General features: G+C 60.5%; 9 protein-coding genes and 6 tRNA genes. 3 read left to right on the top strand and 12 right to left on the bottom strand.

Going from position 1 to position 12,319, the window contains the following annotated elements:
- Positions 1-10: 10 nt before the first annotated feature.
- The 11 genes from P7C00_RS10900 to gltX form a co-directional block, all read right to left on the bottom strand.
- Positions 11-970 carry a tRNA-dihydrouridine synthase gene (locus tag P7C00_RS10900; protein WP_346631705.1) on the bottom strand — a complete coding sequence of 320 codons (960 nt, stop codon included), beginning with the start codon at positions 968-970 and terminating at the stop codon, positions 11-13.
- 179 nt (positions 971-1,149) lie between these two features.
- On the bottom strand, positions 1,150-1,584 hold the full coding sequence (locus P7C00_RS10895) for an acyl-CoA thioesterase (RefSeq protein ID WP_404938905.1): 435 nt from the start codon (positions 1,582-1,584) through the stop codon (positions 1,150-1,152).
- 46 nt (positions 1,585-1,630) lie between these two features.
- A complete protein-coding gene (locus tag P7C00_RS10890) occupies positions 1,631-2,464 on the bottom strand; it encodes an alpha/beta fold hydrolase (protein WP_346631707.1) in 834 nt (277 codons plus the stop codon).
- A gap of 29 nt (positions 2,465-2,493) precedes the next feature.
- A complete protein-coding gene (locus P7C00_RS10885) occupies positions 2,494-3,033 on the bottom strand; it encodes a TetR/AcrR family transcriptional regulator (protein ID WP_346631708.1) in 540 nt (179 codons plus the stop codon).
- 183 nt (positions 3,034-3,216) lie between these two features.
- A tRNA-Glu gene (locus P7C00_RS10880) sits at positions 3,217-3,292 on the bottom strand.
- Positions 3,293-3,370: 78 nt separating this feature from the next.
- Positions 3,371-3,446, bottom strand: a tRNA-Ala gene (locus P7C00_RS10875).
- A 52-nt stretch (positions 3,447-3,498) separates the two neighbouring features.
- Positions 3,499-3,574, bottom strand: a tRNA-Glu gene (locus P7C00_RS10870).
- A 78-nt stretch (positions 3,575-3,652) separates the two neighbouring features.
- Positions 3,653-3,728, bottom strand: a tRNA-Ala gene (locus P7C00_RS10865).
- Between the two features lie 52 nt (positions 3,729-3,780).
- Positions 3,781-3,856 (bottom strand) — tRNA-Glu (locus tag P7C00_RS10860).
- 80 nt (positions 3,857-3,936) lie between these two features.
- Positions 3,937-4,012, bottom strand: a tRNA-Ala gene (locus P7C00_RS10855).
- Between the two features lie 279 nt (positions 4,013-4,291).
- Positions 4,292-5,773 carry a glutamate--tRNA ligase gene (gene gltX, locus P7C00_RS10850; protein ID WP_346631709.1) on the bottom strand — a complete coding sequence of 494 codons (1,482 nt, stop codon included), beginning with the start codon at positions 5,771-5,773 and terminating at the stop codon, positions 4,292-4,294.
- Between the two features lie 230 nt (positions 5,774-6,003).
- Between gltX and P7C00_RS10845 the strand changes: the two genes are divergently transcribed.
- Together P7C00_RS10845 and P7C00_RS10840 are read left to right on the top strand one after the other, a co-directional pair.
- The gene (locus P7C00_RS10845; RefSeq protein WP_346631710.1) at positions 6,004-7,050 is read left to right on the top strand and encodes an HlyD family secretion protein; all 1,047 of its coding nucleotides are present in this window, start codon (positions 6,004-6,006) and stop codon (positions 7,048-7,050) included.
- A 49-nt stretch (positions 7,051-7,099) separates the two neighbouring features.
- Positions 7,100-8,590, top strand: a complete 1,491-nt coding sequence (locus tag P7C00_RS10840) for an MDR family MFS transporter (RefSeq protein WP_404939951.1) — start codon at positions 7,100-7,102, stop codon at positions 8,588-8,590.
- Between the two features lie 112 nt (positions 8,591-8,702).
- Here P7C00_RS10840 and uvrB read toward each other — a convergent pair whose 3' ends face one another.
- Complete coding sequence (gene uvrB / locus P7C00_RS10835) at positions 8,703-10,718, bottom strand: excinuclease ABC subunit UvrB (protein WP_346631711.1); 2,016 nt, start codon at positions 10,716-10,718, stop codon at positions 8,703-8,705.
- Positions 10,719-11,054: 336 nt separating this feature from the next.
- On the opposite strand from uvrB, the gene P7C00_RS10830 reads away from it, so the two are divergent.
- Positions 11,055-12,251: an amino acid aminotransferase gene (locus tag P7C00_RS10830; protein ID WP_346631712.1), complete on the top strand. Its 1,197-nt coding sequence runs from the start codon at positions 11,055-11,057 to the stop codon at positions 12,249-12,251.
- The last annotated feature ends 68 nt before the right edge of the window (positions 12,252-12,319 follow it).

Genomic DNA, 12,319 nt, shown 5'->3' with positions numbered 1-12,319 from the left:
TTTGAATTTTTTACGCTGCCTCGCTGTGGGGCATGCCCAAAAGGCGCCCCACCTGATCCAGATCGGTTTCCCGACGCAGAGCGGTAAACAGCTCAACTGCCTCCGGATAGTTGCGGGTCAGCATGGCCAGCCATTGCTTGAGACGGCCCGGCGCCGAACGGGGTGTCAGTTGCACCACCACCTGGGCCCAGAAGTCCTGGAGCATGGGCTGCAGATCGGCCCAGGACATTTCCACCACCTCCTCTCCCGCCCGAGCCGCAGCGATCTGCCGGGCCAGATCCGGACGCGAGACCAGCCCACGACCGAGCATGATGTCCTCCACGCCACTGATCTCCCGACAGCGCCGCCAATCCTCGACGCTCCAGATATCGCCGTTGGCGAACACCGGCACCTTGACCACGTCCTGCACCCGTGGAATCCACTCCCAGTGGGCCGGCGGCTTGTAGCCATCGACCTTGGTCCGTGCGTGAACCACGATATGCTCCGCGCCGCCCTCGGCCAGCGCCGTAGCGCACACCAGCGAACCGTCCGGACTATCGAAACCCAGGCGCATTTTTGCCGTGACCGGGATATGCGCGGGCACTGCTCGCCGCACATGCTCGACAATCTGATTCAGCAGTTCGGGCTCCTTAAGCAGCACCGCCCCGCCCCGGGACTTGTTGACGGTCTTGGCCGGACAACCGAAGTTCAGGTCGATCACCTCGCTGCCCAGCTCGCAGGCCAACGCGGCATTTTCCGCCAGGCACACCGGATCGGACCCCAGCAACTGCACGCGCAAAGGCACGCCGGCAGCAGTGTGCGCGCCTTGCAGTAACTCGGGGGCGAGCTTGTGGAAATAGGCAGGCGTCAGTAGACGGTCATTGACGCGGATGAACTCGGTGACACACCAGTCGATCCCGCCAACACGAGTCAATACATCCCGCAGGATGTTGTCGACCAACCCCTCCATGGGCGCCAAGGCAATTTGCATGAAACACACTCAACGAAAAATCAGGCGAAAAAACGTCCGCCAGTTTACTGGGTTTCACCCGACAACAGGAGTTTTGTAGGAACGGCCTGGGGATGTTGCGCTAGCCAGCGAATGGACCCTGCCGCCCCCATGAACACGTCTTCGCCGGCAAGCCAGTTCCTACGGAGAGGGAAAGGTGATCACGAGCCCTGCCGGGCCGGACCGTAGCCCTCAAGGAATTCGGTGGGCATGCGCTTGGGCTTGCCGCTGGACAGCTCGATGCAGACAAAGGTGGTTTGGGCCCGCAACAGGGTAGTGCCATCGCTCGGACGGACCAGCTGGAAACGTCGAGTCATCTTCAGACGCTGGTCCCAATCGACGATCCAGGTGGCCAGTTGCAACTCATCCCCTTCGTAAGCCGCGGCCAGGTAGTCGATCTCATGCCGTACCACGGCCATCGCCCGATCCAGGCGACGGTACTCGGCCAGATCCAGCCCGAGGCGTTGCGAATGACGCCAGGCGCAACGCTCCAGCCAAGTCACGTAGACCGCATTGTTGGCGTGCCCCAGGCCATCGATATCCTCGGCCACTACCTGCAGATCGATAACGAATGGCGTTGCCAGATCCCAACTCATGCCCAACTCCCGGTCAGATTTTTGACCGGGGCAGTGTAACGGATGCTCAGGCCGATTGGCGCGCCTGGAGATGGCGTCCGGTGACCAGGGTAATCACGGCATCGATCACTCGGGGGTCAGCCAATACCCGCTGATGACCACCCTCACTCAAGCGCAGCAAGCGACTGTCGAACCAGGCCTGGTGGATCAATTCCGACTCCTTGACCGATACAAACCGATCATCTTCGGCATGAATGATCAGGCCAGGCATCTCCAACTGATATTGAGCCACGTCCAGGGTCGCCGCGCGCATCCCCACATCCTTCTCCACTTGACGGATAAAGGCCGAGCGCGCCCTGGGCGGCAAGCGCATGTAGCGGGCAAAACCTCGCAACACACCAAGAATCCGAGCCGGCGCAGCGATACTGACCAGGGTTTCGGTGCGCAGCCCCAACTGCACAGCGAGCATGGCGCTGGCACCGCCCATGGAGTGGCCAATCACTGCGCGCAAGGGCGGCAATTCCGCCGCAGCTTCCAACATCGCTCGGGCAAACAACACCACATTGGCCTCATCTCCCGGAGAGCGGCCGTGAGCAGGACCATCCAGCGCTACTGCGGTATAACCAGCCGCCACCAGCGCCTCGATCAGGCTGGCAAATTGAGTGGGTCGCCCTTCCCAGCCATGCATCAGCAACACTGTCGGCCCCTGCCCCCAACGCAAGGCAGAAAGACCAAAGCGCAAGGTCAGACGCTCAGCACACTCCAGCAGGGGTAACTCCCACTCTCGGGGCGGCAGCTCACGGGGAGTCATGAACAACTGGCGCATCCGATTCGCCGCCCACTGAGGAGCTACCCAGCCCAGAGTGCCATTGACACCACGAATCCAGCTCAATCCGCTCATCACCCACTACCTCGCAACCGAACTTCAGGTCATAGAACTGCCGACTTGGCGGCACGCAGCAGACGATCGGACAACTCACCTGGCCCCAGAGCACGCGCCAGGGACAGCCCGCCAACCATCAGCGCCATATCTGCCAGGGCTTTGTCCGTGTCTTCGGGACTGGCGGCCAACTGCGCAACCATCAGCTCCATATGCTCGCTCAAAGCCTTGCGAAAACTCTCTGGAAGCCGCCCCAGCTCACCCACCGATGCCGGAATCGGGCAGGCCTGCTCAGTGGAGTCGCGGTGCTTGCGCGATAGATAGAACGCTGCCGTCAGCGCCCTGCGCTCTTCACCACTCAAACCTGCATCCATCTCATCGAGCAAGCCACGTCGGTGGGCGAGTAATTGGGTGAACGCCTCAAGCATCAGCGCATCCTTGCTCTCGAAGTGCGCATAGAAGCCACCCACCGTCAGCCCGGCAGCCCCCATCACCTCACCCACACTCGGTTCGGCCGGGCCGCGCTGGATCAACGCCGAACTGGCAGCCTGGAGAATACGTTCGCGGGTTTGAGCTTTTTTATCGTTCATCGTTGCCTCCGAATATTACGGACAAAATATTATTCTCATAATAATTTTCCGCAAGTCGCCAGTGTGACCGCCGGTCAGAAGTGCAGGCTGAGGAAGAAAGTAAGAGTTGGCCGGACGCCAGAAAAACAAAAGGGCCATTCAATGATTGAATGACCCTTAAAAATCCCGCATAGCGGGTAAACGTGGCGTCCCCTAGGGGACTCGAACCCCTGTTACCGCCGTGAAAGGGCGGTGTCCTAGGCCACTAGACGAAGGGGACACATACCCTTCTAACAGCTGATCAGTGCTGAGTACTGATCGATTCAAGGCCGGTGTGGCCAGGCCTTGAACTGTAAATTGGTGGAGCTAGACGGGATCGAACCGTCGACCTCTTGCATGCCATGCAAGCGCTCTCCCAGCTGAGCTATAGCCCCGGATTTTCGCCTCGCGGCGCAGCGACATCTTGCAACATCGCTTGTGTAAAACTGGCGTCCCCTAGGGGACTCGAACCCCTGTTACCGCCGTGAAAGGGCGGTGTCCTAGGCCACTAGACGAAGGGGACACATACCCTTCTAACAGCTGATCAGTGCTGAGTACTGATCGATTCAAGACCGGTGTGGCCAGGCCTTGAACTGTAAATTGGTGGAGCTAGACGGGATCGAACCGTCGACCTCTTGCATGCCATGCAAGCGCTCTCCCAGCTGAGCTATAGCCCCGGATTTTCGCCTCGCGGCGCAGCGACATCTTGCAACATCGCTTGTGTAAAACTGGCGTCCCCTAGGGGACTCGAACCCCTGTTACCGCCGTGAAAGGGCGGTGTCCTAGGCCACTAGACGAAGGGGACGCAAACCCTTCTATACAACTGATCAGTGCTGAGTACTGATCGATTCAAGGCCGGTGTGGCCAGGCCTTGAACTGCAAATTTGGTGGAGCTAGACGGGATCGAACCGTCGACCTCTTGCATGCCATGCAAGCGCTCTCCCAGCTGAGCTATAGCCCCTCGTCGGTGAGGACGGGGCGAATCTTAAGGGGCGATCGGAAGGCTGTCAATTTTTTTTCCGCATTTTGAAAAAAAATTTGCCGGGATAACAACCACTTACCGCCCCGCCCTAAAAACCCTGGCTTTTTCAGTCTCACCAGCCCGCGCCAACTCCCGTAAAAGGGGCGCCGCGAGCCGCCAGTAGCCTACTTGGTCAGCGACCAACCCGCCTCGCGCCTGAGACTCAAGCGTAGTCGAAAAGCCCGCTGCCCCTGGCAGCTCCCCTGCCGCGAAGCGCTATCAGCCGATGGCGCTCAGCAGTTTTTCCCATTCCTTATTTTCTTTCTTCGATACGCCGCCGAGCAGGTCGATAGCCTGGCGCAGACGGAAACGAGTCAGGTCCGGGCCAAGGATCTCCATGGCATCGAGCACCGACACCGAGCTGGCCTGGCCAGTGATCGCGGCGAACATCAGCGGCATCGCGTCACGCAGCTTCAGCTCCAAGGATTCGACCACTGCCTGAATGGTCGCGGTGATGCTGTCTTTCTCCCACTGGCGCAGGCTTTCGAGCTTCCACAAGATCAACTGCATCAGTTGCCGCACCTGATCGCCAGAGAGCTTCTTGGATTCGAACAGCTTGGCATCCGGGGTCACGCCACCGGCGAAGAAGAAGCCGGCCAACGGTGCGATCTGACTGAAGGTCTCCACCCGCCCTTGTACATGAGGCGCTATCTTCATCAGGTACTCAGGATTCAGCGCCCAGGTCTGCACACGGCTGGCGAACTCTTCCACCGGCAGGTCACGCAGCCACTGGCCGTTGAGCCAGGACAGTTTCTCGATATCGAAGATCGGCCCACCCAGGGATACCCGCGAAAGATCAAAGTTATCGACCATTTCCTGCAACGAGAACTTCTCGCGCTCGTCCGGCATCGACCAACCCATGCGCCCCAGGTAATTGAGCATGGCTTCCGGCATGAAGCCCATGCGCTCATAAAAGGTCACAGAGGTCGGATTCTTGCGCTTGGACAGCTTGCTCTTGTCCGGATTGCGCAGCAATGGCATGTAGCACAGCTGCGGCTGCTCCCAGCCGAAGTACTCGTAGAGCAGGATCAGCTTCGGTGCCGAAGGCAGCCACTCTTCGCCACGCAGCACGTGGGTGATGCCCATCAGGTGGTCATCGACCACGTTGGCCAGAAAGTAGGTCGGCAGGCCATCGGTCTTCATCAACACCTGCATGTCCATGCGATCCCACGGGATCTCGACATCGCCACGCAGCAGGTCTGGCACCACGCAGACACCTTCAGTCGGCACCTTCATGCGGATCACGTGAGGCTCGCCGGCCGCCAGACGCTGGGCCACTTCTTCCTTGGACAGCAGCAAGGCACGGCCGTCATAACGCGGGGTTTCGCCACGAGCCATCTGCTCGGAGCGCATCTGATCCAGCTCTTCAGCAGTGCAGAAGCACGGGAAGGCGTGGCCCAGGTCCACCAGTTGCTGAGCGTACTTCTGGTAGATGTCGCCCCGCTCGCTCTGGCGATACGGACCATGGGGACCGCCCACATCCGGCCCTTCGCTCCAGTTGATACCCAACCAGCGCAAGGCATCGAAAATCTGCTGCTCGGATTCGCGAGTCGAACGCAACTGATCGGTGTCTTCGATCCGCAGGATGAACTCACCGCCGTGCTGCTTGGCAAAGCAATAGTTGAACAAAGCGATGTAAGCGGTACCTACGTGGGGGTCCCCGGTAGGCGATGGCGCGATGCGCGTGCGGACGGTGGTCATGGCATGTCTCGAAAAGATAGAAAAACGAGGAATAAAACAGGGGGCGAATGGTAACAGGCGACCCCGGCCCGGCTCCAGTGAGGAGGGCATTTAAGCCAAGGTTGCGACTACAGACCGCTGCCGAGCCCATGAATGGCCAAATATCAGCACCTGGCATTTACCACCCACGAGCTATCTGACAGATTCGCCCACTGATAAATTTCCTTACACTTTTTGACTACAGCCTGCCCATGCCTGCCCAACTCAAGCGTCGCCTGTTCGTTTTCCTGTCCCTGGTGCTACTGGTCGTCCTGGGCTTCCTCGCCCACTGGTGGTTTCATGGGCGCTTTTATGAAACCACCGACAACGCCTATGTGCAGGGTGAAATCACCCGGGTCTCCAGCCAACTCAGTGCACGGATCGACGAAGTCCTGGTGCAAGACAACCAGCATGTGGCCAAGGGTCAATTGCTGGTACGCCTGGAGGGCAAGGATTTCCAACTGGCGGTGGACCGCGCCCAGGCCGCCCTCGCCACCCGTGAAGCCGAACGCCTGCAAGCCCAGAGCAAACTGACCCAACAAGCCAGCCTGATTGCCGCGAGCCAGGCCCAGGTTGCATCGAGCCAAGCCAGCCTCGGCCGTTCGCAGATCGACCTTTCCCGGGCCCAGGCTCTGCGCAAACCCGGTTATGTCTCTGAAGAACGGGTGACCACCCTGTCCGCCGACAACCATATCGCCCGCTCCCAGGTGACCAAGGCCGAGGCCGACCTGCAAGCCCAGCGCCAGCAAGTCAACGCACTGAGCGCCGAAATCAAGCGCCTCGATGCACAGATCGCCAATGCCCAGGCAGACTTGGCCCAAACCCAACTGAATCTGACCCGCAGCGAAATCCACGCCCCCATCGGCGGCATCATCGGCCAACGCGCCGCACGCAACGGCCAGGTGGTGCAAGCAGGCGCCTACCTGCTGTCGATCGTTCCGGACCAGGACATCTGGGTCCAGGCCAACTTCAAGGAGACCCAGATCGGCCACATGCTGCCCGGACAAAAGGCCGAACTGACCTTCGACGCCTACGGCGACACACCGATCCAGGCCCGGGTCGACAGCCTGTTCGCCGCCTCCGGCGCACAGTTCAGCCTGCTGCCACCGGACAATGCCACCGGCAACTTCACCAAGGTGGTACAGCGCATTCCGGTAAAGCTGACCTTCGCTGCCGATAATCCCCTACAGGGCAAGATCCGCCCGGGCATGTCGGTCACTGTCAAAGTGAATATCAAAGACCCTGTCGATGGCCGGTGATCAACTGCTGCGTCCGCAAGGCGAGCCCAGCCGGCGCGACTGGATCGCGGTGATGAGCGCCATGCTCGGCGCCTTCATGGCGGTGCTCGACATCCAGATCACCAACTCCTCGCTGAAGGACATCCAGGGCGCACTGTCCGCCACCCTGGAGGAAGGCTCGTGGATCTCCACCTCCTACCTGGTGGCGGAGATCATCATGATTCCCCTCACTGCCTGGCTGGTGCAGTTGCTATCGGCACGGCGGCTGGCGGTCTGGGTCTCGGTGGGTTTCCTGATCGCCTCCCTGCTCTGCTCTATGGCCTGGAGCCTGGAAAGCATGATCGTGTTCCGCGCCCTGCAGGGTTTTACCGGCGGCGCGCTGATTCCCCTGGCGTTCACCCTGACCCTGATCAAGCTCCCCGAGCACCATCGGGCCAAGGGCATGGCGATGTTCGCCATGACCGCCACCTTCGCCCCGTCTATCGGACCGACCCTGGGCGGCTGGCTCACGGAAAACTGGGGCTGGGAGTACATCTTCTATATCAATGTACCGCCAGGCTTGCTGATGATCGCCGGTCTGCTCTATGGCCTGGAGAAGAAGGAAGCCCACTGGGAGCTGCTGAAAAGCACCGATTACGTCGGCATTTTCACCCTCGGCCTGGGCCTGGGCTGCTTGCAGGTGTTCCTGGAAGAGGGGCATCGCAAGGACTGGCTGGAATCGAGCCTGATCGTGACCCTGGGCAGCATTGCCCTGATCAGCCTCATCACCTTCGTCATCGTGCAACTCTCCCGGCCCAATCCTCTGATCAACATGGGCATCCTGCGCAATCGCAATTTCGGCCTGTCGAGCATTTCCAGCCTGGGCATGGGCGTTGGTCTGTACGGTTCGATCTACCTCTTGCCGCTGTACCTGGCGCAAATCCAGAACTACAACGCCCTGCAGATCGGCGAAGTGATCATGTGGATGGGCGTGCCGCAGCTGTTCCTGATTCCGCTGGTGCCCAAGCTGATGCAATTCGTTTCGCCAAAATGGCTATGCGCCCTGGGATTTGGCCTGTTCGGGCTGGCGAGCTTTTCTTCCGGGGTGCTCAACCCGGACTTCGCCGGGCCGCAGTTCAATCAGATCCAGATCATCCGCGCCCTGGGCCAGCCGCTGATCATGGTCACCATCTCGCTGATTGCCACGGCTTATATACAACCCCAGGACGCGGGATCGGCTTCCAGCCTGTTCAACATCCTGCGCAATCTCGGCGGTGCCATTGGCATCGCCCTGCTGGCAACATTGCTGGACGCCCGAACCAAGACCTACTTCGACTATCTGCGTGAAGCGTTGGTACCGAGTAATCCCCAGGTGGCGGAACGCCTGGCGAACCTCACCGACAAATTCGGCAATGAAACCGCGGCACTGGGCAAGCTCAGCGAGATCACCCATCAGCAGGCGATGATCATGGCCTACAACGACGCCTTCCACTTTGTCGGCATCGCCCTGGGCATCAGCATGCTGGCGGTGCTGTTGACCAAAGCCCTACCCAAGGGTCTGAAGGCAGGAGAAGCCCACTGACCCACGAATTGCCTGCTGGGGCTGGCTTGCCAGCGAAGAGACTCTCGATCCATGCACAGAACTTGAGCGCCTCTTCGCCGGCAAGCCGGCTCCTACGAGGGATTAAGCGGCGTCAAACGGTGAGCAAGCGCTCGCGCAACTTGGTGATTTCGTCGCGCATCTGCGCCGCCGCTTCGAACTCCAGGTCCCGGGCCAGTTGGTACATTTTCTCTTCGAGCTGGCGAATGCGCTTGGTGATCTCGCTGGGCGAACGCAGTTCGTTTTCGTAACGGGCACTTTCTTCGGCGGCCTTGGCCATGCCCTTGCGCTTCTTGCTGCGCGACCCCGGCACTGTGGCGCCTTCCATGATGTCGGCGACATCCTTGAACACCCCTTTGGGGGTGATGCCGTTGGCCAGGTTGAAGGCAATCTGCTTGTCGCGCCGGCGTTCGGTCTCGCCAATCGCCCGCTCCATAGAGCCGGTGATGCGGTCGGCATAGAGAATCGCCCGGCCATTGAGGTTACGCGCGGCCCGGCCGATGGTCTGGATCAGCGAACGCTCGGAACGCAGGAAGCCTTCCTTGTCGGCATCGAGAATCGCCACCAGGGACACTTCCGGCATGTCCAGGCCTTCACGCAGCAGGTTGATCCCCACCAGCACATCGAAAGTGCCCAGGCGCAGATCGCGAATGATTTCCACCCGCTCCACGGTGTCGATGTCCGAGTGCAGGTAACGTACGCGCACGCCGTGGTCGGCCAAGTAATCGGTGAGGTCCTCGGCCATGCGCTTGGTCAGGGTGGTCACCAGCACTCGTTCTTCCACCGCCACGCGCTTGGTGATTTCCGATAGCAGATCGTCCACCTGGGTCAGGGCCGGGCGCACCTCCACTTGCGGGTCCACCAGACCGGTGGGGCGTACCACCTGCTCCACCACGCGCCCGGCGTGTTCAGCCTCATAGTTGCCCGGGGTGGCGGAAACAAAGATGGTCTGCGGGCTGACTCCTTCCCACTCATCAAAACGCATCGGCCGGTTGTCCAGCGCCGAAGGCAGGCGGAAGCCGTATTCCACCAGGGTTTCCTTGCGCGAGCGGTCGCCCTTATACATGGCACCGACCTGCGGCACGCTGACGTGGGATTCGTCGATCACCAGCAACGCATCCGCCGGCAGGTAGTCGTACAAGGTGGGTGGCGCGGCACCGGCGGGACGGCCGGAGAGGTAGCGCGAGTAGTTCTCGATGCCGTTGCAGTAGCCCAGTTCGAGAATCATCTCCAGGTCGAATCGGGTGCGTTGCTCCAGACGCTGGGCTTCCACCAGCTTGTTGTTGGAGCGCAGGTATTCCAAGCGTTCCTGCAGTTCCACCTTGATCCCCTCGATGGCGTCCAGCAGGGTTTCCCGCGGGGTCACGTAATGGCTCTTGGGGTAGAAGGTGAAACGCGGCAGCTTGCGAATCACTTCGCCGGTCAGGGGATCGAAGGCGCTGATGCTTTCCACCTCGTCGTCGAACAGCTCGATGCGGATCGCTTCCAGGTCGGATTCCGCCGGGTAGATGTCGATCACATCGCCGCGCACACGGAAGGTGGCGCGGGCAAAGTCCATGTCGTTGCGGGTGTATTGCAGGTCCGCCAGACGCCGCAGCAAAGCACGCTGGTCAAGTTTGTCGCCGCGGTCCACGTGCAGGACCATTTTCAGGTAGGTTTCCGGACTGCCCAGACCATAGATGCAGGACACCGTGGTCACGATGATCGCGTCCTTGCGCTCCAGCAACGCCTTGGTGGCAGACAGGCGCATCTGCTCGATATGGTCGTTGATCGAGGCGTCCTTCTCGATAAAGGTGTCCGAGGACGGCACGTAAGCTTCGGGCTGGTAGTAGTCGTAGTAGGAAACGAAGTACTCAACCGCATTGTTCGGGAAGAAGGCCTTGAACTCACCGTACAACTGCGCGGCCAAGGTCTTGTTCGGCGCCAGCACCAGGGTCGGGCGCTGTACCTGGGCGATCACGTTGGCGATGCTGAACGTCTTGCCCGAACCGGTCACACCGAGCAGGGTCTGGTGCGCCAGCCCGGCCTCGATGCCTTCGACCATCAGACGGATGGCTTCCGGCTGGTCGCCGGCGGGCTGGAAGCGGGTGACTAGCTGGAATTCGGACATAACGTACCTCTGGGATCATTCGTGCGCGGCGATACCGTACAGGAACGAGAAAGACCGCGTACGACCCATGTCGCCGAGGAAAAAACGGGAATGTGCTAGATGTGGAGCCAAATACTACGGCTTTCAAGGGAAAGGCCTGACACCCGCTAACACCCAGGATGTTGCAATAAGACTAACGGTCGAAAAATAAAGCGAAAAACTTGCCGCAAAAGGTCAATCGGCTGTCGCCCGCCGCGATGATGGCCTCTATACTAGCTCCCCGTTTGTGCACCGCTCTAGTGCATTCGGCTGGAGCGCGACACGTCCCTCCACACTCCATTCAGAGCCGCCGTAAAAATGAGCCTGTTCTCCGCTGTCGAAATGGCACCACGCGATCCAATCCTGGGCCTCAACGAAGCATTCAACGCCGACACCCGTACCAACAAGGTCAACCTTGGGGTGGGCGTGTACTGCAACGAGGAGGGACGCATTCCACTCCTGCGCGCCGTTGTCGAAGCCGAGACGATTCGCGCCGCTCAACACGCTTCCCGCGGCTACCTGCCGATCGACGGTATCGCTGCCTACGACCAGGCGGTACAGAAGCTGCTGTTCGGCAACGACTCGCCCCTGCTGGCCGCTGGCCGCGTAGTGACCACCCAGGCCGTCGGCGGTACTGGCGCACTGAAGATCGGTGCCGACTTCCTCAAGCAACTGCTGCCCAACGCCGTGGTCGCTATCAGTGATCCAAGCTGGGAAAACCACCGCGCGCTGTTCGAAACCGCCGGCTTCCCGGTGCAGAACTACCGTTATTACGACGCCAGCACCCACGATGTGAACCGTACCGGTCTGCTGGAAGACCTCAACGCCCTGCCGGCCCAGTCGATCGTGGTGCTGCACGCCTGCTGCCACAACCCGACCGGTGTCGACCTGAGCCCTCAGGACTGGAAAAACGTCCTGGAAGTGGTCAAGGCGAAAAACCTCGTGCCATTCCTCGACATGGCCTATCAGGGCTTTGGCGACGGCATCGACGAAGACGCCGCCGCAGTGCGCCTGTTCGCCGAGTCGGGCCTGACCTTCTTCGTCTCCAGCTCGTTCTCCAAGTCGTTCTCGCTGTACGGCGAGCGTGTCGGTGCCCTGTCCATCGTCAGCAGCTCGAAGGAAGAAAGCGCTCGCGTGCTGTCCCAGGTCAAGCGCGTGATCCGCACCAACTACTCCAACCCGCCAACCCATGGCGCAACCATCGTTGCCGCAGTGCTGAACAACCCGGAACTGCGCGCCCAGTGGGAGCAGGAACTGGCGGAAATGCGCCTGCGGATTCGCGGCATGCGCACCCAGATGGTCGACTTGCTGGCCAAAGGCGCCCCTGAGCACGACTTCAGCTTTGTCGGTCGCCAATGCGGCATGTTCTCCTACTCGGGCCTGACCGTTGAGCAAGTGACCCGCCTGCGCAACGAGTTCGGTATCTATGCCCTGGACACCGGCCGCATCTGCGTGGCCGCGCTGAACCAGAACAACATCGACGTGGTGACCAAGGCCATCCTGCAGGTGATCTGATTCACCGCAGCGCTAACAAAAGGGGAAGCCAACAGGCTTCCCCTTTTTTTTGTCGGCGTCGCGCCATT

The organism is Pseudomonas sp. JDS08PS003 (assembly GCF_045013505.1).
Classification (GTDB): domain Bacteria; phylum Pseudomonadota; class Gammaproteobacteria; order Pseudomonadales; family Pseudomonadaceae; genus Aquipseudomonas; species Aquipseudomonas protegens_B.
Note: the sequence above shows the minus strand (reverse complement) of the source record. Positions and strands in the feature narration are given on the sequence as shown.

What these genes read in the sequence shown, in the direction of transcription:
- P7C00_RS10900 (WP_346631705.1), bottom strand. Translation starts at nt 970, where the DNA reads ATGCAAATTGCCTTGGCGCCCATGGAGGGGTTGGTCGACAACATCCTG.
- P7C00_RS10895 (WP_404938905.1), bottom strand. Translation starts at nt 1,584, where the DNA reads ATGAGTTGGGATCTGGCAACGCCATTCGTTATCGATCTGCAGGTAGTG.
- P7C00_RS10890 (WP_346631707.1), bottom strand. Translation starts at nt 2,464, where the DNA reads ATGAGCGGATTGAGCTGGATTCGTGGTGTCAATGGCACTCTGGGCTGG.
- P7C00_RS10885 (WP_346631708.1), bottom strand. Translation starts at nt 3,033, where the DNA reads ATGAACGATAAAAAAGCTCAAACCCGCGAACGTATTCTCCAGGCTGCC.
- gltX (WP_346631709.1), bottom strand. Translation starts at nt 5,773, where the DNA reads ATGACCACCGTCCGCACGCGCATCGCGCCATCGCCTACCGGGGACCCC.
- P7C00_RS10845 (WP_346631710.1), top strand. Translation starts at nt 6,004, where the DNA reads ATGCCTGCCCAACTCAAGCGTCGCCTGTTCGTTTTCCTGTCCCTGGTG.
- uvrB (WP_346631711.1), bottom strand. Translation starts at nt 10,718, where the DNA reads ATGTCCGAATTCCAGCTAGTCACCCGCTTCCAGCCCGCCGGCGACCAG.
- P7C00_RS10830 (WP_346631712.1), top strand. Translation starts at nt 11,055, where the DNA reads ATGAGCCTGTTCTCCGCTGTCGAAATGGCACCACGCGATCCAATCCTG.